General features: G+C 71.7%; 17 protein-coding genes. 8 read left to right on the forward strand and 9 right to left on the reverse strand.

Going from position 1 to position 22,674, the window contains the following annotated elements; genetic code table 11:
- From SRB5_RS32820 to SRB5_RS32840, 5 genes are all read right to left on the reverse strand, one after another.
- The coding region (locus SRB5_RS32820) for a PfkB family carbohydrate kinase (protein WP_323378875.1) at positions 1-510 on the reverse strand (510 nt) is incomplete at its 3' end.
- Positions 507-2,144, reverse strand: a complete 1,638-nt coding sequence (locus SRB5_RS32825; RefSeq protein ID WP_153457138.1) for an ADP-ribosylglycohydrolase family protein — start codon at positions 2,142-2,144, stop codon at positions 507-509. The genes SRB5_RS32820 and SRB5_RS32825, both read right to left, overlap by 4 nt.
- Positions 2,141-3,283 (reverse strand): ADP-ribosylglycohydrolase family protein, encoded by a 1,143-nt coding sequence (locus SRB5_RS32830; RefSeq protein ID WP_153457139.1) that lies wholly within the window; start codon positions 3,281-3,283, stop codon positions 2,141-2,143. Before SRB5_RS32830 ends, SRB5_RS32825 begins: the two co-directional genes overlap by 4 nt.
- The gene (locus SRB5_RS32835; protein ID WP_153457158.1) at positions 3,280-4,386 is read right to left on the reverse strand and encodes an ADP-ribosylglycohydrolase family protein; all 1,107 of its coding nucleotides are present in this window, start codon (positions 4,384-4,386) and stop codon (positions 3,280-3,282) included. The genes SRB5_RS32830 and SRB5_RS32835 overlap by 4 nt, the downstream gene beginning before the upstream one ends.
- 65 nt (positions 4,387-4,451) lie before the next feature.
- Entirely contained in the window at positions 4,452-5,501 is a 1,050-nt protein-coding gene (locus SRB5_RS32840; protein WP_194293107.1) for an ADP-ribosylglycohydrolase family protein, read from the reverse strand.
- 218 nt (positions 5,502-5,719) lie between these two features.
- Here SRB5_RS32840 and SRB5_RS32845 point away from each other — a divergent pair, with 218 nt between their 5' ends.
- The 6 genes from SRB5_RS32845 (at position 5,720) to SRB5_RS32870 (ending at position 16,347) form a co-directional block, all read left to right on the forward strand.
- The gene (locus SRB5_RS32845; RefSeq protein ID WP_153457141.1) at positions 5,720-6,436 is read left to right on the forward strand and encodes a VIT1/CCC1 transporter family protein; all 717 of its coding nucleotides are present in this window, start codon (positions 5,720-5,722) and stop codon (positions 6,434-6,436) included.
- Positions 6,437-6,786: 350 nt separating this feature from the next.
- A complete protein-coding gene (gene gltB / locus SRB5_RS32850; RefSeq protein ID WP_228390634.1) occupies positions 6,787-11,355 on the forward strand; it encodes a glutamate synthase large subunit in 4,569 nt (1,522 codons plus the stop codon).
- Positions 11,348-12,808 (forward strand): glutamate synthase subunit beta, encoded by a 1,461-nt coding sequence (locus SRB5_RS32855; RefSeq protein ID WP_153457142.1) that lies wholly within the window; start codon positions 11,348-11,350, stop codon positions 12,806-12,808. Before gltB ends, SRB5_RS32855 begins: the two co-directional genes overlap by 8 nt.
- A 368-nt stretch (positions 12,809-13,176) precedes the next feature.
- Positions 13,177-14,478 carry a sugar ABC transporter substrate-binding protein gene (locus tag SRB5_RS32860; protein ID WP_153457143.1) on the forward strand — a complete coding sequence of 434 codons (1,302 nt, stop codon included), beginning with the start codon at positions 13,177-13,179 and terminating at the stop codon, positions 14,476-14,478.
- A gap of 55 nt (positions 14,479-14,533) precedes the next feature.
- Positions 14,534-15,523, forward strand: a complete 990-nt coding sequence (locus SRB5_RS32865; RefSeq protein WP_323378878.1) for a carbohydrate ABC transporter permease — start codon at positions 14,534-14,536, stop codon at positions 15,521-15,523.
- A complete protein-coding gene (locus SRB5_RS32870; protein ID WP_323378879.1) occupies positions 15,520-16,347 on the forward strand; it encodes a carbohydrate ABC transporter permease in 828 nt (275 codons plus the stop codon). The genes SRB5_RS32865 and SRB5_RS32870 overlap by 4 nt, the downstream gene beginning before the upstream one ends.
- 71 nt (positions 16,348-16,418) lie before the next feature.
- Here SRB5_RS32870 and SRB5_RS32875 read toward each other — a convergent pair whose 3' ends face one another.
- Positions 16,419-17,324, reverse strand: coding sequence for a rhomboid family intramembrane serine protease (locus SRB5_RS32875; RefSeq protein ID WP_153457145.1), 906 nt, complete (start codon positions 17,322-17,324; stop codon positions 16,419-16,421).
- A 29-nt stretch (positions 17,325-17,353) separates the two neighbouring features.
- A complete protein-coding gene (locus SRB5_RS32880; RefSeq protein ID WP_323378880.1) occupies positions 17,354-18,271 on the reverse strand; it encodes a hypothetical protein in 918 nt (305 codons plus the stop codon).
- Positions 18,272-18,368: 97 nt separating this feature from the next.
- Between SRB5_RS32880 and SRB5_RS32885 the strand changes: the two genes are divergently transcribed.
- Entirely contained in the window at positions 18,369-18,839 is a 471-nt protein-coding gene (locus tag SRB5_RS32885) for a PPOX class F420-dependent oxidoreductase (protein ID WP_153457147.1), read from the forward strand.
- A 271-nt stretch (positions 18,840-19,110) separates the two neighbouring features.
- Positions 19,111-20,268 (forward strand): glycoside hydrolase family 6 protein, encoded by a 1,158-nt coding sequence (locus tag SRB5_RS32890; protein ID WP_153457148.1) that lies wholly within the window; start codon positions 19,111-19,113, stop codon positions 20,266-20,268.
- Between the two features lie 433 nt (positions 20,269-20,701).
- Here SRB5_RS32890 and SRB5_RS32895 read toward each other — a convergent pair whose 3' ends face one another.
- Both SRB5_RS32895 and SRB5_RS32900 read right to left on the reverse strand, forming a co-directional pair.
- Positions 20,702-21,367 carry a response regulator gene (locus tag SRB5_RS32895; protein ID WP_153457149.1) on the reverse strand — a complete coding sequence of 222 codons (666 nt, stop codon included), beginning with the start codon at positions 21,365-21,367 and terminating at the stop codon, positions 20,702-20,704.
- The gene (locus SRB5_RS32900; protein WP_153457150.1) at positions 21,364-22,641 is read right to left on the reverse strand and encodes a sensor histidine kinase; all 1,278 of its coding nucleotides are present in this window, start codon (positions 22,639-22,641) and stop codon (positions 21,364-21,366) included. The genes SRB5_RS32895 and SRB5_RS32900 overlap by 4 nt, the downstream gene beginning before the upstream one ends.
- Between the last annotated feature and the right edge of the window lie 33 nt (positions 22,642-22,674).

Raw genomic sequence — 22,674 nt, forward strand, 5'->3', positions numbered from 1 at the left:
CCGGAGGGGCTGGGCGGGGGCGGGGGTGAGGATGGTGCGGACGCCGTGTCGTTTCGCGGCTCGGGCGGCGGCCGTGACGCCGGTGAGGGGGATCTCGAGCTGGAGGAGCAGGGCACGGGCGGCCGCGATACGGGACTCGTCGCCGGGGGCCAGGGCGGTCAGGGTGGCGTTGGCGCCGGGGATCACGATGATCGCGTTGCCGCCCTCGTCGTCGACCGTGATGTGGGCGGTGCCGGTGGGGCCGTCGGTGGTGCGCAGGCCCGTGGTGTCGACGCCTGACGCAGTCAGGGTGCGGCGGAGGTCCTTGCCGAACGTGTCGTCTCCCACCGCGCCGATCATGGTGACCCGGGCGCCGGCGCGGGCCGCGGCGATCGCCTGGTTGGCGCCCTTGCCGCCGGGGATCGTGCGGAATTCGCGGCCCGTTACGGTCTCGCCCCGCGCGGGGGCCTTCGCGGTGAAGGCGACGAGGTCCATGTTCGCCGAGCCGAGTACGGCGATGGGGGTGTTCACCTGGTGCGTACCTCCCGGGTTCTGCGGGCCAGTTCGTCGAAGCCGATGCCGTCGAGGCCGGCGATCGATGTCGCCAGTCGATTCTTCAGGGGTTTCGTCCAGTGGGGTGGGAGCGCCTCGGGTGAACCTGCGAGGAGGGCGGTGACCGAGCCTGCGGTGGCGCCGTTGGAGTCGGTGTCCCAGCCGCCGCTGACGGTTTTTGTGATGGAGTCCGCGAAGTCGCCGTCGGCGTGGGTGAGGGCGGCTGTGGTCAGGGCCGTGTTGGGGATGACGTGGACCCAGTGGTGGGCGTTGTATCTGGCGTGGAGTTTGTCCACCGCGTCGTCCCAGTCCGGGGTGGTGCGGGCTGTTTCGCGGGCCGCCTGGATCGCCTGGGCCAGGCGGGAGTTCGGGGGGATGGTGGCCAGGCCGGCTTCAATTGCCTGGTGGATGGTCGGGTGTTCTGCTGCCGCGGCGATTATTGCCGCGGTGAACATTGCGCCGTAGACGCCGTTGGCCGTGTGGGTGAGGGTTGCGTCCCTGTGGGCTTGGGCGGCTGCCTCCTTGGGGTTGCCCGGGTTGGTCCAGCCGTGGATGTCGGCTCGGATCGTGGCGCCGATCCATTCGCGGAAGGGGTTGTGGTGGGTGGCTGTGTGCGGGGGTTCCAGGCCTTTGAGGAGGTTTCGGTAGGCGATTCTTTCCGCGGTGAAGGTTCGGCCTGCGGGGAGTTCGTCCAGCCAGAGTTTTGCTACGTCTGTCGTGGTGAAGGATTTTCCTCTTCGTTCCAGGAGGAGGAGGTTGAGCAGGGGGTAGTTCAGGTCGTCGTCCTCCGGCATGCCGTTGATGTTTTCGGCCAGGGAGGTTGTGCGGCTGCGGCGGTTCCAGGGGTGGGCCGCCTTGATTTCCTGGGGGAGGCCTTTTGCGGTGAACCAGGTTTTCAGGGGCCAGTTGTCGGTTGCTTTTCCGATGGCTCGGATGCCCTCGAGGGGGAGTTTCTCCACCGGTTTGCCGAGGAGGCAGCCTGCGGCTCGGCCGAGCCAGGCGGCGTGGAGTTGTTTTTCTTCTTCCCCCACCCCGCCCCTACCCGAATCTTCGGGGGATGCCCCGAGCCCCCTTCTCGCTGGGTGCGTTGCGCTGCCGGGGGCTTCGCCCCCGGACCCCGGATCGGCGCTTCGCGCCTCTGGCCTCAAACGCCGGCCGGGCTTTGTCGGCGCTTCGCGCCTCGGCCTCAAACGCCGGCCGGGCTGGAATGGGGCTGGGTTCGGCTGTGCGGTGCGGTCGGAAGCGTGGTCGGAGCCGCGGCCGGGCTGGAATTGGGGCGTTTCCGGATCCGGGCTGCCGGACTTCTCGTCCTCCGGCTTCTGCGTCAGGCCCTGTCCTGAGGTCAGGATCTCGATGGCACCGAGTTCCGTCGGCTCCGCGTCCGCCAGCGGGGAACGTACCGATGCCAATTCCGTCAGGAGTTCCTGAGCCAGAGCCCGCAGATGCGGGGGTGCCGGGGTGGGTGATGCGCCGGCTCGGGTGGGGGGTGGGTGGCCGCCTGATGTCAGCCAGCGGTGTGCCAGGGCTGTGGGGGTGCGGCCGTCCTCCTGGGCCTGGCGGAGTTCGTGGCCCAGGAGGTCCTCCGGCTGGGTCCAGGTGAGGCGGAGGGTCATGTCGCCGCCAGGGTGGCGAAGGCCGATTCGTGGGTGCGGCGGCGGTCGACGTCCTTCGCGTGGATCTCGCGCGTGATCGCCGCCAGCGAGGCCGCCGGGGCGTGGAGGTCCAGGCGGGAGGCCCGGGAGACCTCCGTGGACCAGGGCTCCGGGATGCCCCCGGACAGGGCTCCCGCCAGCGCGCCGCCCATCGTCGCGGTCGAGTCGCAGTCCCGGCCGTAGTTGACCGCCCCGAGGACCGTGTCCCGGTAGTCGCCGTCCGCGATCAGCAGCATCCCCAGCGCGATCGGCAGCTCCTCGATCGCGTGCAGCCGCGACGGGCGGCGGGCGCCCAGCGACGGGGCGCGGTAGTCCGGGCCCACCGTGTCGTACGGGGTGACCGCCTCCCGCAGCGGGGTCAGCGCCTCTTCCCAGGACCCGAAGCGCGAAGCCGTCTCGCACACCGCCGCGATCGCCGAGCGCGTGCCGTCCTTCGCCAGGGCCAGCGCCGTCGAGATCACCGACGACGGAGTCGCCCCTGGGACGAACGCCGCCGCCACACACGCCGCGAACACCCCCGCCGCCTCCCTGCCGTACGACGACTGGTGCGCGCCCGCCACATCCAGCGCCTCCGCGTACGCCCCCGCCGGATTGCCCGCGTTGACCACGCCGACCGGCGCCATGTACATCGCCGCGCCGCAGTTGACGATGTTGCCCGCGCCCGCCTCGCGCGGGTCGACGTGGCCGTAGTGGAGGCGGGCCGCCAGCCACTTCTCGGCCAGGAACACCCGCTGCAGGGGGAGGGCTACGGCCTCCAGCTCGGGGATCCAGCGCGGGGTGCCGATCAGGTCCGGGACGAGGTGGTCGGCGATCGCGTACGCGTCGAGGTGGTCCCGTACCCGCTCGTAGACCCGGATCAGCGCGTGCGTCATCAGGGTGTCGTCGGTGACGTGCCCGTCGCCCTTGTGGTACGGGGCGATCGGCCGCGCCGTACGCCATTCGGCGCCGTGGAACGGGCCGACGATGCCCGAGACCCGTCCCCCGTACCGCTGTTCGATCGCCTCGGGTGTCCAGCCCTCGACGGGGCCGCCGAGCGCGTCGCCGACGGCCGCGCCGACCAGGGCGCCGGTGACGCGGTCCTCCAGGGTGTGCACGGTCATACGGGGACTCCTTCGGGATCGGTGAGCGGATGCAGGGCGAGCTCCTCCGCCAGCGTGACGAGGTCCGTACCGGCGAGCCAGGGCAGCGCGCACCCGGCGAGCAGCCGGCAGGCGTCGTGCCACGTCGTGGGGAGGGCGGCGGCGCCGCCGAGCGCGCCGGTCAGGGCGCCGGCCAGGGCGGGGGCGGAGTCGGCGACGCGGGACAGGCACGCGGCGGCGGGGACGGCCTGGGTGACGGCGCCGCCGGCCGCGGCGGCCAGGGCCAGGGCGACGGGGACGGTCTCGGCGGCGGCGATGCCGTAGCTGTAGACGTGGTCGACGATCTCGTGCTCCAGCAGCGGTACGAGCGCGAACGCGCCGCCCGCCCGCCCCGTCCGCGCGAGGTCCAGCGCCCGTACGGCGTTACGGCGGATCTCCGTGCCCTCCGGCAGCTGGGCGAGGGCCGCCGCCGTACAGTCCTCGACCGGCCCGCCGCCCAGCGCCGCCGCGACGGCCGCCGCCATGGCGCGTGCCCCGTGCACGCCGTCGCCGTCCTGGGTGTAGCGGGCGTCGAACTCGGCGAGGTCCGCGGCGGCGGCCGGGTCGCCGGGGTGGACGACGGCGAGCACGGCGGCCCGGACGCACGCGGCGTCGTCGAAGTAGTGCGGGTTGTCGTGGCCGGTGGCCGGCGGATGCAACCCGGCGGCGAGGTTGCCCAGGCCCGCCCGTACGGAGATCCGCGCGCGCAGCGGCATGGCCGCCGACTCGATCTCCTCCGCGCGGGCCGCCGCCGCGGCGACCTCGTCGGCGAGGGCGTTCCACGACAGGGCGAGCGCGGCGCGCACCCGGCGGTGCGGGGGCACGTCGCTGTGCCGGGCGGAGGCGGCCGAGAGCACCGACAGCGCGGTGAACGCGGCCCATTCGGCGTCGTCGGACGGACCCAGGCGCAGCGGCTCGGGCGGCTGGTTCAGGGCGACCGGTACGGGCAGCGTGGTCGTCCCGCTGATCTCGGCGAAGGTGTCCAGCTCCCGGGTGAGGCGCCGCGTCCACCCCGGCAGCCGCGCGGCCCGGTGCCGTCCGGCGGGCCAGCCGGCGGCGTCCCCCGCCGCGATCCCCAGCAGCATCCCCTCGATCCGCCGCGGGTCCTCCGGCGAGGACGCGGGCCCGCCGAGCGCGGCGGCGACGACGGTCACGGTGCCGTCCGCCGTCCGCCCGCGACCGCCCGTGTGCCCGCGCCCGGCGGCTCCCCGGCGACCAGCAGATCCGCGACCTGGACGACGTGCCGCCCCGCCATCGACGGCAGACACGACCCCCGTACGGGCCCGATGGCCCGCGCCCACGCCTCGGGGATGCCCTCCACCCCGCGTAACGCCCCCGCGAGCGCGCCGGCCACGGCCGCCGTCGTATCGGCGTCGCGCCCCATGTTCACCGCCGTCAGCACCGCCGGCGCGAACTCGCCGCGCGCCGCGGTGAACGCCCCGAACGCCAGCCCCACCGCCTCCGGCGCCAGGTCCGTCCACGGGTAGCCGCCGATCACCACCGTGTGCCGGATCGCCCGCTCCACGGCCAGGGGCGGGCCGGCGGCACGGCGGGCGGCGGACACCGCGCGGTGCAGGGAGCGCGCCGTCCAGCAGTCGTCGGGGATCACCGACAGCGCGGCCTGCACGACGGCGTCCGGCCCCTCCGCCGCCATCGCCGCGGCCACCCCGGCGGCGACGGCCTGCCCGCCGTACAGCCCCTCGCCGTCGTGGCTGACGGTGCCGTCCACGGCCACCAGGCGGGCGGCCTGGGCGGGGCGGCCTGCCGCGTACACGCCGAAGGGGGCGGCGCGCATCGCGAGGCCGTCGCTCCACGCGTGGCGGTGCTGGGCGGTGGTGGGGGCGGCGAGGCCGCGGCGGAGGTTCTCCAGCGTGCCGCGTTCGCTGAAGCCGGCGCCGTGGAAGGGGCCCTCGTCGCGGTCGGCGATCCACTGGTGCCACGCCGCCTCGACGTGCTCGACGGTGAGGCCGGAGCCGTGTTCGGCGAGGAGCAGTCCGGAGAAGACGGCGTACTCCGTGTCGTCCGTCCCGGCCGGCTCGCTCGCCACGAACCCCTCGATGCGGCCCCACCGCTCCCGGATCTGCGACGGTTTCAGATTCTCCGCGGGCGCCCCGAGGGCGTCTCCCACGGCGAGGCCGAGCAGCGCGCCGCGGGCCCGGGAGCGGGCGTCCGGCGGGGCGGGGGAGGGGCTGTCGGTCATCGTACGATCGCCCTCGATTCCGTACCTGGAGTGACGTATCGGGTCAATACTGTGGTACGGATGTCTGGTTTCGTCGCTATACAGCATGTTTTCGTACGCGTCGCCCGGCCGGGTCGGTCCGTGTCATCCCGCCGGCCCGGTAAGTTCGGCCTGCCTTGCTTGTAGATCGTTGAAATTCGCGCGTACCTTCGGGTCGAGCCGCGACCACGAGGAGCCAGATGTCCACCGCCCAGGACCGAGCGGAATCGCACGGTCACACTCACCGCGACGTCAACGGCGGCTGGCTGCGGCCCGCCGTGTTCGGCGCCATGGACGGTCTGGTGTCCAACCTCGCCCTGATCACCGGTGTGGCCGGCGGCTCCGTGTCGTCGCAGACGATCGTGCTGACGGGCCTCGCGGGACTGGCCGCCGGCGCCTTCTCCATGGCGGCCGGCGAGTACACGTCCGTCGCCTCCCAGCGGGAACTCGTCCTGGCCGAGCTGGACATCGAGCGGCTGGAGCTCAAGCGCAACCCGAAGGAGGAGCTGAAGGAGCTGGTCGACCTCTACATCGCCCGCGGCGTCGATCCCGGGCTCGCCGCCGAGGTCGCCGAGCAGCTCATGCGCGATCCGGAGCAGGCCCTCGAGATACACGCCCGCGAGGAGCTCGGCGTCGACCCGTCGGACCTCCCGTCGCCCACCGTGGCCGCCTGGTCCTCGTTCGGATCCTTCGCCGTCGGCGCCATCCTGCCGGTGCTCCCTTACCTCCTCGGCGCTCACTCCCTGTGGCCGGCGGTGATCGTCGCGCTCGTCGGACTCTTCGCCTGCGGGGCCGTCGTGTCCAAGATCACTTCGCGCAGCTGGTGGTTCGGCGGCGTACGCCAGCTGCTGCTCGGCGGCGCGGCGGCGGCGGTCACCTTCGGCCTCGGCTCGCTCTTCGGCGCGGCGGTGGGGTGACGTCCCGGGTGATGTACGTCACCCGTCGGCGACGCTCCGTGACAAAGATCTCCGCGCGGCCCCTTGCGCGGGACCCTTCTCCGGGGCGTTACTGGGTTACCGGTTTCAGGGATGTTTCGCTGGGGCATGTGTCGGAAGCGCCTCGGGCAATGTCGCCCTCGCTGTGCGCTGTGCGAACGGCACCAGACCCCAGCTCCTCCCATCCCCTCCGATGTCCGCATCCTGGACTCAAGATTCCGTTTTTCGGGATACCGGCCATCATGTAACCTGCACAAAATTTCTGAGACTCCGCAGAGGGCCAACGTCGTCCCTCGGCACGCACCAATGCCACGACGACGACGGGAGAGCCGATGCGCTCAGCATTCATGGCGGCCCACCCTGCCAAGCAGGGGCTGTACGACCCCCGACATGAGCACGACGCCTGCGGTGTCGGCTTCGTGGCCACCCTGACCGGTGAGGCGAGCCACGAGCTCGTCGAGCAGGCCCTCACCGTGCTGCGCAACCTCGAGCACCGCGGCGCCACCGGCTCCGACCCCGACGTGGGTGACGGCGCCGGCATCCTGCTGCAGATCCCGGACGCCTTCCTGCGCGAGGCGGCCGGATTCGAGCTCCCCCGGGCCGGCTCGTACGCCGTCGGCACCGCCTTCCTGCCCGCCGACGCCGAGGCCGCCGCGAGCGCCGTGACGCGGATCGAGACCATCGCCGCCGAGGAGAAGCTGACCGTCCTCGGCTGGCGCGAGGTGCCCGTCGCCCCGCAGCTGCTGGGCGCCGGCGCCCGCGAGACGATGCCGGCCTTCCGCCAGCTGTTCGTCTCCGACCCGGCCGGGTCCACCGGCATCGAGCTGGACCGCAAGGCGTTCGTGCTGCGCAAGCGCGCCGAGCGTGAGGTCGAGGTGTACTTCCCCTCCCTCTCCGCGCGGACCCTGGTCTACAAGGGCATGCTGACCACCGGCCAGCTGGAGCCCTTCTTCCCCGACCTGTCGGACCGCCGCTTCGCCACCGCCATCGCGGTCGTGCACTCCCGGTTCTCCACCAACACCTTCCCGAGCTGGCCGCTGGCGCACCCGTACCGCTTCGTCGCCCACAACGGCGAGATCAACACGGTCATGGGCAACCGCAACTGGATGCGCGCCCGCGAGTCCCAGCTGGTGGGGGACATGTTCGGGGAAGGCGAGCTGGACCGCGTCTTCCCGATCTGCACCCCCGACGCCTCCGACACCGCCTCGTTCGACGAGGTGCTGGAGCTGCTGCACCTGGGCGGCCGGTCGCTGCCGCACGCGATGCTGATGATGATCCCGGAGGCGTGGGAGAACCACCCCTCCATGGATCCGTCGCGCCGCGCCTTCTACCAGTACCACTCCACCCTGATGGAGCCCTGGGACGGCCCCGCGGGCGTCTCCTTCACCGACGGCACGGTCGTCGGCGCGGTCCTGGACCGCAACGGTCTGCGCCCCGGCCGCTACTGGGTCACCGACGACGGTCTGGTCGTCCTGGCCTCCGAGGTCGGCGTGCTGGACATCGACCCGGCGAAGGTCGTCCGCAAGGGCCGGCTGCAGCCCGGCCGGATGTTCCTCGTCGACACCGCGCAGCACCGCATCATCGAGGACGACGAGATCAAGGCCACGCTGGCCGCCGAGCAGCCGTACCAGGAGTGGCTCGAGGCCGGGCTGATCGAGCTCGGGGACCTCCCGGAGCGCGAGCACATCGTGCACACGCACGCCTCCGTCACCCGCCGCCAGCAGACGTTCGGCTACACGGAGGAGGAGCTGCGCGTCCTGCTCACGCCGATGGCGAAGAACGCCGCCGAGCCGATCGGCTCGATGGGCACGGACTCGCCGATCGCCGCGCTCTCCGAGCGCCCGCGGCTGCTGTTCGACTACTTCACCCAGCTGTTCGCGCAGGTCACCAACCCGCCGCTGGACGCCATCCGCGAGGAGCTGGTGACCAGCCTGATCTCCTCCCTCGGCCCCGCCAGCAATCTGCTGGACCCGGGCCCGGCGTCCTGTCGCAGCGTCACCCTGCCGTTCCCGGTGATCGACAACGACGAGCTGGCCAAGCTCATCCACATCAACGCCGACGGCGACCTGCCGGGCTTCCAGTCCGCCACCCTGTCCGGTCTGTACCGGGTCAGCGGCGGCGGCGAGTCCCTGGCCGCCCGCCTCGCGGAGATCTGCGCCGAGGCCGACGCCGCCATCGAGGCCGGCGCCCGGCTGATCGTGCTCTCCGACCGGCACTCCGACGCCGAGCATGCGCCGATCCCGTCGCTGCTGCTCACCTCGGCCGTCCACCACCACCTCATCCGCACCAAGCAGCGCACCCAGGTCGGCCTGCTCATCGAGGCCGGCGACGTCCGCGAGGTGCACCACGTCGCGCTGCTCATCGGCTACGGCGCCGCGGCCGTCAACCCGTATCTGGCGATGGAGTCGGTCGAGGACCTGGTCACCGCCGGCACCTTCTTCCGCGACCAGCCGGACCTCAGCGCCGAGCAGGCCATCCGCAACCTCATCCACGCCCTCGGCAAGGGCGTCCTGAAGGTGATGTCCAAGATGGGCATCTCCACCGTCGCCTCCTACCGCGGCGCTCAGGTCTTCGAGGCCGTCGGCCTGAACGACGACTTCGTCGACACGTACTTCCACGGCACCGCCACCAAGATCTCCGGCATCGGCCTGGACGTCGTCGCCCAGGAGGTCGCCGCCCGGCACGCCAAGGCCTACCCGGCCTCCGGCATCGCCCCGGCGCACCGCGACCTGGAGATCGGCGGCGAGTACCAGTGGCGCCGCGAGGGCGAGCCGCACCTGTTCGACCCGGAGACGGTCTTCCGCCTCCAGCACTCCGCCCGCAGCCGCCGCTACGACATCTTCAAGCAGTACACCCAGCGCGTCGACGAGCAGTCCGAGCGCCTGATGACGCTGCGCGGCCTCTTCGGCCTGACCTCGGGCCGTACGCCCGTCCCGGTGGAGGAGGTCGAGCCGGTCTCCGAGATCGTGAAGCGGTTCTCCACCGGCGCCATGTCGTACGGCTCCATCTCCCGCGAGGCGCACGAGACCCTCGCCATCGCCATGAACCGGCTGGGCGGCAAGTCCAACACCGGCGAGGGCGGCGAGGACCCGGACCGGCTCTACGACCCGGCCCGCCGCTCGGCGATCAAGCAGGTGGCGTCCGGCCGCTTCGGCGTGACCTCGGAGTACCTGGTCAACGCCGACGACATCCAGATCAAGATGGCCCAGGGCGCCAAGCCCGGCGAGGGCGGCCAGCTGCCCGGCCCGAAGGTCTACCCGTGGGTGGCGAAGACCCGGCACTCGACGCCGGGCGTGGGGCTCATCTCCCCGCCGCCGCACCACGACATCTACTCCATCGAGGATCTTGCCCAGCTGATCCACGACCTGAAGAACGCCAACCCGAAGGCCCGCATCCACGTGAAGCTGGTCTCCGAAGTCGGCGTCGGCACGGTCGCCGCGGGCGTGTCCAAGGCCCACGCGGACGTCGTGCTGATCTCCGGCCACGACGGCGGCACCGGCGCCTCCCCGCTGACCTCGCTCAAGCACGCGGGCGGCCCCTGGGAGCTCGGCCTGGCCGAGACCCAGCAGACGCTGCTGCTCAACGGTCTGCGCGACCGGATCGTCGTGCAGACCGACGGTCAGCTGAAGACCGGCCGCGACGTGGTCATCGCCGCGCTCCTCGGCGCCGAGGAGTACGGCTTCGCCACCGCGCCGCTGGTCGTCTCCGGCTGCGTGATGATGCGGGTCTGCCACCTCGACACCTGCCCGGTCGGCATCGCCACCCAGAACCCGGTGCTGCGCGAGCGCTTCTCCGGCAAGGCGGAGTACGTGGTGAACTTCTTCGAGTTCATCGCCCAGGAGGTCCGCGAGCTCCTCGCCGAGCTCGGCTTCCGCTCCCTCGAGGAGGCCGTCGGCCACGCCGAGGTCCTCGACGTCTCGCGCGCCGTGGACCACTGGAAGGCGCAGGGCTTCGACCTGGCCCCGCTGCTGCACGTGCCCGCGCTGCCCGAGGGCGCCGTACGCCACCAGAGCACCGTCCAGGACCACGGGCTGGAGAAGGCGCTGGACAACGAGCTGATCAAGCTCGCCGCCGACGCACTGTCCGCCGTCTCGGCCGAGGCCGCCGAGCCGGTCCGCGCCCAGGTGACGATCCGCAACATCAACCGGACCGTCGGCACCATGCTCGGCCACGAGGTGACGTCGAAGTTCGGCGGCGCGGGCCTGCCCGAGGACACGATCGACTTCACCTTCACCGGCTCCGCCGGCCAGTCCTTCGGCGCCTTCCTGCCCCGCGGCGTCACGCTGCGGCTGGAGGGCGACGCCAACGACTACGTCGGCAAGGGCCTTTCCGGCGGCCGGGTGATCGTCCGCCCGGACCGGGGCGCCGACCACCTCGCCGAGTACAGCGTCATCGCGGGCAACACCCTCGCGTACGGCGCCACCGGCGGCGAGATCTTCCTGCGCGGCCGCACCGGCGAGCGCTTCTGCGTCCGCAACTCCGGCGCCACCGTCGTCGCCGAGGGCACGGGCGACCACGCCTGCGAGTACATGACCGGCGGCAACGCGGTCGTCCTCGGCCCCACCGGCCGCAACTTCGCGGCCGGGATGTCGGGCGGCACCGCGTACGTGATCGACCTCGACCCCGACGCCGTCAACCCCGGCAACGCGTCCGCCGTCGAGACGCTGGACGACACCGACCGCCGGTGGCTGCACGACGTCGTGCGCCGCCACCGGGAGGAGACCGGCTCCACCGTCGCCGCCGCGCTGCTCGCGGACTGGGACACGGCCGTGGCACGCTTCAGCAAGATCCTCCCCACCACGTACAAGAACGTGCTCGCCGCCAAGGACGCCGCCGAGCGGGACGGGCTCACCGAGGCCCAGACCCACGAGAAGATGATGGAGGCGGCGATCAATGGCTGACCCGAAGGGCTTCCTCACCACCGGGCGCGAGGTCGCCGAGACCCGCCCCGTCGACGAGCGCGTCAGGGACTGGAACGAGGTCTACGTACCCGGCTCCCTGCTGCCGATCATCAGCAAGCAGGCCGGCCGCTGCATGGACTGCGGCATCCCGTTCTGCCACAACGGCTGCCCGCTGGGGAACCTCATCCCCGAGTGGAACGACTACGCCTACCGGGAGGACTGGCAGGCCGCGTCCGAGCGGCTGCACGCCACGAACAACTTCCCGGAGTTCACCGGCCGGCTCTGCCCCGCGCCGTGCGAGAGCGCGTGCGTGCTGGGCATCAGCCAGCCGGCGGTGACCATCAAGAACGTCGAGGTCACCATCATCGACAAGGCGTGGGAGACCGGCGACGTCACCCCGCAGCCCCCGGAGCGCCTCTCCGGCAAGACCGTCGCCGTGGTCGGCTCCGGCCCCGCGGGCCTGGCCGCCGCCCAGCAGCTCACCCGGGCCGGACACACCGTCGCGGTGTACGAGCGGGCCGACCGCATCGGCGGGCTGCTGCGCTACGGCATCCCCGAGTTCAAGATGGAGAAGCGGCACATCAACCGCCGTATCGAGCAGATGCGCGCGGAGGGCACCAAGTTCCGCACCGGCGTCGAGATCGGCCGCGACATGCCCGCGACCGCGCTGCGCAAGCGGTACGACGCCGTGGTGATCGCCGCCGGCGCCACCACCGCGCGCGACCTGCCCGTCCCGGGCCGGGAGCTGAACGGCGTCCACCAGGCCATGGAGTACCTGCCGCTGGCCAACAAGGTGCAGGAGGGTGACTTCGTCGCCCCGCCCATCACCGCCGCGGGCAAGCACGTCGTCGTCATCGGCGGCGGCGACACCGGCGCCGACTGCGTGGGCACCGCCCACCGCCAGGGCGCCGCGTCCGTCACCCAGCTGGAGATCATGCCCCGCCCGTCGGACGAGCGCCCGGACCACCAGCCCTGGCCGACGTTCCCGATGACGTACAAGGTCACCTCCGCGCACGAGGAGGGCGGCGAGCGGGTCTACTCCGTGTCCACCACCCACTTCGAGGGTGACGAGGACGGGAACGTACAGTTCCTGCACCTGGTCGAGGTGGAGTTCCGGCACGGGAAGTTCGAGCCGGTGCCGGGCAGCGAGACCAAGATCCCCGCGCAGCTCGTCACCCTGGCCATGGGCTTCACCGGCATCGACCGGGACAACGGCCTCGTGGAGCAGTTCGGCCTGGAGCTCGACGGGCGCGGCAACGTCGTCCGCGACGCCGACTTCCAGACGACCGTCCCCGGGGTGTTCGTGGCCGGCGACGCCGGGCGCGGCCAGTCGCTGATCGTCTGGGCCATCGCGGAGGGCCGCTCGGCCGCCCGCGGCGTGGACCGGCTGCTCACCGGCACCAGCGCCCTCCCGGCACCCATCCGGCCGACGGACCGCTCGCTGACCGTCTGACCACCCCCGGCGGTCCGCCGCCACCCGAGGCCGACGGACCGGAGCCGCCGCTCCGGTCCGTCCTCGATCGCCGCACAAGGACGTGCGGTCGTCACAACCGCGGCGCCTGCTGTCCCCGACCGGATGCAGGCGCCGCGGCGCGTTTTCGCGCCCCGGGACGTTCTGCCCGGCCGTTGTCCTCTTGCGGGCCGTTTACCGATTGAGCAAACTCACACATGCATACCTGTGTAGATGCCATTGGTTGAACAAATGGCAAATGCAACGTTTCGGCATCACCGTCCGAAGATCCTTGACCTTGACCTTACCGAGTTCATACCGTCCATGTGGTCTAGACAACGGTGTAAGACATTGTGCAATTGGGAGCGGTCATGCGGAAGATCGTCATAGGCGCGGTTGCCGTCGCCATGACCATGGGACTCGCAGCGTGCGGCAGCGACGACGATGGCAAGGACAAGGGTGGCGACGCCCTTGACGGCAAGGGCAAGACCCTCAAGGTCTGGATCATGGAGGGGACCAACCCCGACGCGAAGCCCTTCTTCAAGGAGCTGAACGCCGCCTTCGAGAAGAAGACCGGCGCCAAGGTCAAGGTCGAGTACCAGCAGTGGGCGACCGCCCAGAAGAAGTTCACGACTGCGATCGAGGGCGGCGCGGACCAGGTTCCGGATGTCGCCGAGGTCGGTACCACCTGGGTTCCGCAGTTCGCCAAGACCGGCGCCCTGGTCGACGTGACCGGTGACGTCAAGAAGGCCGGTCTGGACAGCGACCTCGTCGAGGGCCTGAAGGACGCGGGCACCCTGGACGGCAAGCAGTACGGCATGCCCTGGTACGCCGGTGTCCGCTCGATCGTGTACCGCAAGGACATCTTCGAGAAGCACCACCTGAAGGCTCCGACCACCTGGAAGGAGCTCCGCGACACCGCGATCGCCCTGAAGAAGGCCGAGCCCGGCATGACGGCCTTCCCGGTCGCCGGCGGCGCCGAGATGTTCACCGCGCCCTTCGTCTGGGGCAACGGCGGCCAGCTCGCGGTCGAGGAGGGCGGCAAGTGGAAGTCCGCCATCAACTCGCCCGAGGCCGTCGAGGGCCTGAAGTTCTACACGGACCTCGCGCTCAAGGACAAGGTCTCTCCGGTCAAGGCCACCACCTGGCTGGAGACGGACGTCGCCGCCGAGTTCACCAAGGGCAAGGTCGCCATGACCATCGGCGGCAACTGGACCCCCAAGGCCCTGATGGCCGAGGCCCCCGAGCTCGAGGGCAAGCTGGCCGCGGCCCCCATCCCCGGCAAGGACGGCGGCCTCGCCAAGTCCTTCCTGGGCGGCTCGTACCTCTCCACGTTCAACGGCCACAACAAGGAGCTGGCCTGGGAGTACGTGAAGCTGGCCACCACCGGTGAGTTCGCCACCAAGTGGGCCGAGCAGACCAACTACTTCCCCGGCACCAACTCCGGCGTCCAGGCCATGGCCGACAAGAAGGACCCGCTGGTCGAGCCCTTCGCCAAGCAGATGATCGAGGGCGGCGCCACGGTGCCGAAGAGCCCCGCCTACGGCGAGATCCAGGCCACCAAGGTCATCGTCAAGATGGTCCAGTCGATCCTCAAGGGCGACATGAGCGTTCAGGAGGCCGCCGACAAGGCCGCCGAGGAGATGGACGCGGCCTTCGCCAAGTCCGAGTGACCCCTCCCGGGTCCCGAGCAACCGCACGCTGAGCAACCGCACGGAAAGATTCCCCGTGGAAGAAACGCTCACGGCACCCGCCGCGCCGGCTCCCTCGAAGGAGCCGGCGCGGTCCGGCCGTACCGAGTCAGAAAAGGCCCTGCGCAAGAAGCGGCGGGTGGCGATCACCCGCCCCTGGACGCTGCTGGCCCCCTCCCTGGTGGTCCTCGCCGGACTGCTCCTGTGGCCGCTGATCCAGGTCGGCAAGCTGTCGCTGCAGTCGTACGAGGTCAAGTTCGGCGGCGGCGTCGGCACCTGGACCGGCTTCGACAACTACCGGGCGCTGCTGAGCCAGGACGAGTTCTGGAAGTACGTCGTCGCCAACACGGTGTTCTTCGCCGTGGCCTGCGTCGTCCTCACCATCGTCCTCGGCACCCTGGTGGCCCTCCTCCTCAACCGCCTCGGCACCGTCTGGCGGCTGATCTGCGGCTCCGCGATCATGGCTGCCTGGGCCATGCCCGCCGTCACCGGCACCCAGGTCTGGGTGTGGATCTTCGCCCCCGAGGACGGCATCGCGCCCAAGCTCGCCGGCAGCCTGGGTCTCATCGACCCCGCCACGACGAACTGGTTCACCGAACGCCTGCCGTTCTACGCCATCGCCACCCTCAACGTCGTCCACCACGGCTTCCCGTTCGTGGCCATCACCGTCCTGGCGGGCCTGGTCACGATCCCCAAGGAGCTGTACGAGGCCGGCATGATCGACGGCGCCAACGCCTGGCAGCGCTTCTGGAAGATCACCGTCCCGGCCATCCGGCCGGTGTTCATGGTGGTGGGCATCCTCTCCACCATCTGGGACTTCAAGGTGTTCACCCAGATCTTCATGATGCCGGGCGCCGACAGCCAGGAGGAGATGCTGAACATCGGCACCTACTCCTACCTCAAGGCCTTCGCCGCCGACGACTACGGCACCGGCGCCGCCTCGGCCGTGATCCTCACGCTGATCCTGCTGATCATCACGCTCGTCTACATCCGCACGCTGTTCAAGCAGGGGGAGGAGGACCTGTGAACCGCTCCACACGCGCCTCGAGGATCGGCCTGCCGGTCGCGGTCATCGCGCTGCTGGCCTTCACCCTCTTCCCCGTCTACTGGATGGTCAGCACCGGCCTCGACCCGCGCGCCAACAGCCGCGGCGCGGACCTGCTGCCCAGCGGGCTGACGTTCGAGCACTTCAGCTACGCGTTCAAGGAAGGCAACTTCGACCAGTACCTGTGGAACTCGCTGCTGGTCGGACTGGGCACGATCCTCGTCTCCGGACTGCTCGCGCTGCTGGCGGCGGTCGCCGTCGCCCGGTTCAAGTTCCGGTTCCGCACCTCGATGCTCGTCATGGTCCTCATCGTCCAGATGGTGCCCATGGAGGCGCTGGTCATCCCGCTCTTCCTGCAGATGCGCGACTACGGGCTGCTCAACAGCCTGCTGGGCCTGACCATCGTCTACATCGGTGTGTCGCTGCCCTTTGGCATCTGGACGCTGCGCGGCTTCGTCGCCACCGTCCCCAAGGAGGTCGAGGAGGCCGCGTACGTCGACGGCTGCGGCTGGGGTCAGATGTTCTGGCGGGTGCTGCTGCCGCTGGTGGCCCCCGGACTGGTCGCGACCAGCGTGTTCGCGTTCATCACCGCGTGGAACGAGTTCGTCTTCGCGTACACGTTCATGAAGGACGGGGAGAAGTACACCGCCGCGGTGGGCATCTTCCAGTTCGCCGGGCAGAACACCACCGCGTGGGGGCCGATCATGGCCGCCTCGACGCTGGTCACGCTGCCGGTGCTGATCTTCTTCATCATCATCCAGCGCCGCCTCGCCTCGGGCCTCGCCGCCGGAGCCGTGAAGGGCTGACGTACCACCGTCGAACGGGCGCCCCGCAGGTCTGCCGCGGGGCGCCCGTTCGGTGTATCGGGGGTGTGCGGTCAGGTCAGGGCGGCGGTCTTCACCGCCGTCAGCGCCGCGAGGACCACGAACACTCCGGCGCAGGCCGCGACATGCAGCACCGCGCGGTGCTTCTGCGGGGCGTACGCATAGGCGTAGGCGACCGCGCCGCCGGCGAGGAGACCGCCCAGATGTCCCTCCCACGAGGTGTAGTTCGCCGAGATCACCAGCCAGATCAGGCAGGCCATCAGTATCGGGGTGTCCGGCCGGCCGTTGCGGCGGGTCATCAGGAAGTAGCAGGCCATCAGACCGAACACCGCCCCGGAGGCACCCACGACGGCGGACTCGGGGCTGATGACGTAGGCCAGCACACCGCCGCCGAACGCCGACAGCAGATACAGGGCGAGATACCGGACCCGGCCCAGACCCTCCTCGATCACGGGCCCCAGCTGCCACACCAGGTACATGTTCATCAGGATGTGCAGCACCCCGGCTCCGTGGGTCGGCTGCTGGTGGAGGAAGGCGTACGTGATCAGCCGGTACCACTCGCCGCCGGAGACGGCCGTGTCGGGGAACGTGTACGTGCCCCCGCCGGTGGTCTCCACCACCCCGCCCCACTCGTAGAAGCGCCGGACGAAATCGTCACCGCCGATGATCTCCAGCACGTAGCCCAGGACGGTCAGCCCGATCAGCGCGTACGTGACGACCGGCGTGAAGTCGCGCCGTATCGTCGCCCCGAACACGGTCCGCGCGTGCCGCACGCCCTTGTTGCCCTCGTTCACGCACTCCGGGCACTGGAAGCCCACCGCCGCCTCGCGCATGCAGTCGGGGCAGATGTAGCGCTCGCAACGGGTGCAGCGGACATGGGTCTCCCGACCCGGGTGCCGGTAGCACTCCGGCGGTGCGGCCCGGCCGTCCTCGGGGGTCGGCGTGCTGCTGGCTTCCATCTCGAACCGGCTCCTTCGTCTCCGCGGCGTCAGGTGTCGCAGTCCAGCACCGTGCGGCACAGGGTGCACCGGGCGCGGACCCGCCCCCGCACCGGCACCCGGATGCGCTGGTGGCACACCGGGCACGGGAAGGATACGCGCAGCGGCGAACGCCCCTCGAAGGCGTAGCCGGCGTCCGGCGCCGCCGTCGTCGTCAGCACCGTGCCCGGCGCCCGGGCGAACAGCTCCTGCGCCTGACGCCGGTCCCGCGCGTACCGCAGCCGCCCCAGCCGCCCGCCGGCCCGCAGCGGCGGACGGCGCTCGTCCTCGCGGGCGCGGGCGAGGCCGCGGGTGTACGCGGTGTAGGCCTGCGCGCTGGTGAACCACGTCTCCGGGCTCTCCCCGAACGCGATCGCCCGCTTGGCGATCACGTAGCCGTACTCCTCGGGCGTCAGATAGCCCAGCTTCTGCCGGGTGCCCTGGCTCTCGCGGTACGCGTCCAGCAGCAGCCAGCCGGCGCCCAGATACGCGGTGACGGTGTCGGTCAGGATCTCGTTGTCCCGGGTGCCGTCGAAGGACAGGCCCAGCCGGTGCAGGAAGACGTGCGTCACCTCGTGCGCCAGGGCGGCGCCGATGTCGCGGCGGTGGTCGCGGAAGCGGTTGTTCAGCTCGATGAAGTACTCGGGGCCGGCGGCCAGCTCCACGTTGCCCGCGTGGGTCATGTCGCGGAAGCTCACGATCATCCGGGCGTCGGGCAGATTCAGGTGCTGCACCATGACGCGGGCGACGCGCTGCACGCCGAGGTGGAGGTCGTCGGTGTCCGCGAACGCCACGTCCGCCGGGACCACGCTGGTGGGGAAGTCGCGGTGCAGGGTGTCGGGCTCCAGCCGCCGGTAGAGCGCGGTCAGCGCCCGGTGGACGGTGTCCAGATGCGGGAAGCCGTGCACGATCTCCTGGTCCCCGGCCACGGCCAACCCCCTGGATGCGACTCCCCGTCCCTTCACTGTACGGCGGCGCGCAGCCGTGGTCCCGGGGGCGGCCCGCGCGGCGCGTAGGGTCGTACACATGAGCCCCAATATCGCCACCAACACCCGGGTCGCCCTCGCCGAGCTGCTGGACTTCGTCCGCCCGCGCCATCGCGGCATCCTGCTCACCCGCCGCGCCGACGGCTCGCCGCAGTCGTCGCCGCTCACCTGCGGGGTCGACGACTCCGGGCGGATCGTCATGTCGACTTATCCGGAGCGCGCCAAGACGCGTAACGCGCGGCGTGACCCGCGGGTGAGCGTGCTGGTGCTGTCCGACGACTGGGACGGGCCGTGGGTGCAGGTCGACGGTGTCGCGGACGTCGTGGACGCGGTCGACGACGTGGAGCCGTTCGTGGAGTACTTCCGGAACATCTCGGGGGAGCACCCGGACTGGGACGAGTACCGGGCGGCGATGCTGAAGCAGGGCAAGTCCCTGATCCGCGTCACGCCGCAGCGGTGGGGTCCGGTGGCCACCGGGGGCTTCCCGGCGCGGCTGGCGTCCGGCGACTGACCCCGGCCCGAACCCTGAACCCGCGAGGCCTGTCCCAGGGCCCCGCGGGTTCACTGTCCGCATCCCGGTCACACCCTCGGTGGATACGGCCGGGGGCACATCGACGCTGGTGAGCGCCGTTTTTCCGGAGCGGTGGCCGGGGGCGGGGCCGTATCTTCCCAACGTGGGTTTGTGTTCACCCTCTTGACGCGTGACGGCGCCCGCGCAAAGCTCTGCGCACCGCACTTCGCTCCGCGTGCCTTCCCCGTCGTCTACGTTTGGGAGCGCTCCCATGAGATCACGAATACGCGCGCTCGTGGCCGCCGCCGCGCTCGGCGTGCTCTTGGCCGTACCCTCCGCGCCCACCGCCGTCGCCCACGGCGGCGACCGGCTCTACACCCCGCCCGCCAACCCCGACGCGTACACGCAGATAGCCGGCCTCCTGCGGGACGGCCGCTACGCGGACGCGCACAAGATCTCCGCGATGATCCGTACGCCGCAGGCCGTCTGGTTCGGGACCCAGACGCCGGCGGAGGTACGCAAGGGGGTCGCGAAGACCACGAAGGACGCCGCGCGCGAGCACGCCGTGCCGGTGCTCGCCCTGTACAACGTGCCCGGCCGGGACTGCGCCAACTACTCGGGCGGCGGCGCCTCCAACACCGCCGAGTACCAGGAGTGGGTGGACGCGATCGCCGCCGGGATCGGCACGCGGCCGGCGATGGTGATCCTCGAGCCCGACTCGCTGGCCCTCGTACCGTCGGACTGCGGTCAGGACGACGCGGAACAGACGCTGACGGCGGCCCGGTTCGCGGAGATCAACTACGCCGTCGACGCCCTCGAGCCGCTGCGGGGGACCCGGGTCTATCTGGACACCGGCCACCCCAACTGGCACAGCGTGAACAGCATCGCGCCCCGGCTGATCCGCGGGGGAGTTCAGCGGGCCACGGGCTTCTTCACCAACGCCTCCAACTACCAGACGGAGGACGCCTCGAACTGGTACGGGACGCTGATCTCGTCGTGCATCGCGTTCGCCTCGGCGGGCGGCGACACGGCGGCGTGCCCGAACCAGTGGTGGCCGCGGGAGGACGCGCGGGCGTGGATCTCCGCGAACGTCACGGCTTCGCCCGCGGACATGGCGCACTTCGTCACGGACACCAGCCGCAACGGCCTGGGGCCGTGGACGCCGCCGGCGGGGAAGTACACGAACGCCGAGGACTGGTGCAACCCGCCCGGGCGGGGGCTGGGGGACCGGCCGACGACCCGTACGGGGTCCGCGCTGCAGGACGCGAAGCTCTGGATCAAGATCCCGGGTGAGTCGGACGGCTCCTGCTTCCGCGGCACGGCGGGTCCGGAGGACCCGGAGCGCGGCATGATCGACCCGGTCGCCGGCCACTGGTTCCCGGAACAGGCCCTGGAACTGGCCACGCTGGCGTCGCCTCCGCTCCACTGACGCCCGGGGCCGCCCGTCCCTCCCCACGGGTGGCCCCTCCACCCCGCCCCCCGGCCGAACCCGCGCCGGGGGGCGGCCCCACTCCCGGGGCCTCGGCCCCCGAATCGGCGCTGCGCGCCTCTGGCCTCAGACGCCGGCCGGGCTGGAGAGGGGCTTTGCGCTTTCGGCCGCCAGCCGGCCGTACCGGCGCTTCGCGCCTTGTCCTCAAACGCCGGACGGGCTGGAAGGGGCTTCTTCACGCCGTTGTCCTGTGGAACCAGAGTCGGGGCTGCGGGGCTTTTCGTTTCGAACGCCGGGACGGGCCGAGAGGGGTTGCTTCCCGCTCTCGGCCGACGGCATGGAGCGCAAAGCACCCCCTTCCAGCCCGGCCGGCGTTTGAGGCCAGAGGCGCGCAGCGCCGATGCGGGGTCTGGGGCGGAGCCCCAGGGCGGTGCTACGCGGGCCGCACGAGCCGGGTGTCGTACGCGAAGATCACCGCCTGCACCCGATCCCGCGCCCCCACCTTCGCCAGAATCCTCCCCACATGCGTCTTCACCGTGGACTCCGCCAGCCGCAGCCGCCCGGCGATCTCCCCGTTGGTGAGCCCCTCCGCGACAGCCCCCAGCACCTCCCGCTCCCGCTCCGTGAGCGAGGCCAGCCGGGGATCCGGCCCGCCCCCGGCCACGGGGGAGACGGGAAGCAGATGGACGTACCGCGAGATCAGCCGCCGCGTGAGCGCCGGGGCCACCACCGCCTCCCCGGACGCCACCGCCCGGATCCCGGACAGCAACTCCTCCGGAAGCGCGTCCTTCACGAGAAACCCGCTCGCCCCCGCCCGCAGCCCGGCGAACGCGTACTCGTCGAGATCGAACGTCGTCAGAATCAGCACCCGCGTCCGCGCCCCCGCGGCGGCGATCCGCCGCGTCGCCTCGATCCCGTCCAGCCCCGGCATCCGCACATCCATCAGCACCACGTCCGGCCGTACGGAAGCGGCCAGCCGCACGGCCTCGGAACCGCTGCCCGCCTCCCCGGCGACCGTCATGTCGTCCTGCGACTCGAGCAGCATCCGGAACCCGAACCGCTGCATCGCGTGATCGTCCACGATCAGCACCGACGTCATACCCGCACCTCCGCCAACCCGTCCGCCCCCGCCGCCGGCCACTGCGCCCGCACCCGCCACCCGCCCTCCGGCGACACCCCGGCCGACAGCGTCCCCCCGTACAACGCGACGCGCTCCCGCATCCCGTGGATCCCCTGCCCGTCCCCGCCGACCGCGCCCGCGGACGAACGCCCGCCCCCGCGATCGGCGACCCCCACCAGCACCAGGCCGTCGGTGACCGCCAGCGACACCTCCGCCCGCGCACCCGGCCCGGCGTGCTTGAGCGTATTGGTGAGCGCCTCCTGCACCACCCGGTACACGGTGAGCTGCCGCCCCCGCGACAGCCCGCCCGGCGACCCCCGGACCGTGAACACCACCGGGAGCCCCGCCGCACGGACCCGGTCGAGCAGCGGCTCGAGCTCGGCGAGCCCCGGCTGCGGCGCCAGCTCGAGCGCCGGCGCGGGCTCGCGCAGGACGCCCAGCAGCCGCCGCAGCTCGCCGAGCGCCTCCCGCCCGGTGGCGGAGATCGCCCGCAGCGCCTGCGCCGGACGCTCGGGGGCGCGCGCCGCCGCGTACGCGCCGCCGTCGGCGAGGCCGACGATCACGGAGAGGTTGTGGGCGATGATGTCGTGCATCTCCCGGGCGATCCGGGCCCGTTCGGCGGCCGCCGCGAGCCGCTCGCGCTGATCGCGTTCGACCTCGAGCCGCTCGGCGCACTCCACCAGCGAGGCCACGTACTCCCGCCGGGTACGGGCGGTGACCCCCGTCATCGCGATGCATCCGGCGACCGCGACGACGGGGGTGTACTCCCGCCAGAAGTCGTCCGTGTCGTTCACCCCGATCTGGATCCCCATCCCCAACGCGATGATCCCGAACGCCGCGCCGAGCCGGGCCAGCGGCAGCCGCAGCGCCACGTGGTACAGCGCCACCCCGATGGCGATCAGCGACGCGCTCGCCAGCCCGGCCAGATCGTGGGCGACGAGCGCCGCGGAGATCACCAGATACACCGTGAACGGATACTGCCGCCGCCACAGCAGCGGCACCACCAGCCCCGCCAGCACCAGCCACACCACCGGCAGCGGCACCAGCAGTGCCCCGCCGGCGCTGTGGCCGGTCTGCGGCGGGGAGCCGTCGGCGACCTGCAGGACGCCGGGGAGGGCGATCAACGCGGTCAGCACCGTGTCCCACAGCAGCGGGCGGCGGGCGTCGAACGCCCGTACCCGCTGCGTGGCGGCGTGCAGCCGCTGGGTCGCGGTCGGCGGGCCGTCGGGCGTCCACTGCGCCGGAGGGGTCATCCGCCCATGGTGCCCCGCCGCGGGGCGCCGCGT

The sequence above is a fragment of the Streptomyces smaragdinus genome (assembly GCF_009604385.1).
In the GTDB taxonomy this organism is placed as follows: Bacteria; Actinomycetota; Actinomycetes; order Streptomycetales; family Streptomycetaceae; genus Streptomyces; species Streptomyces smaragdinus.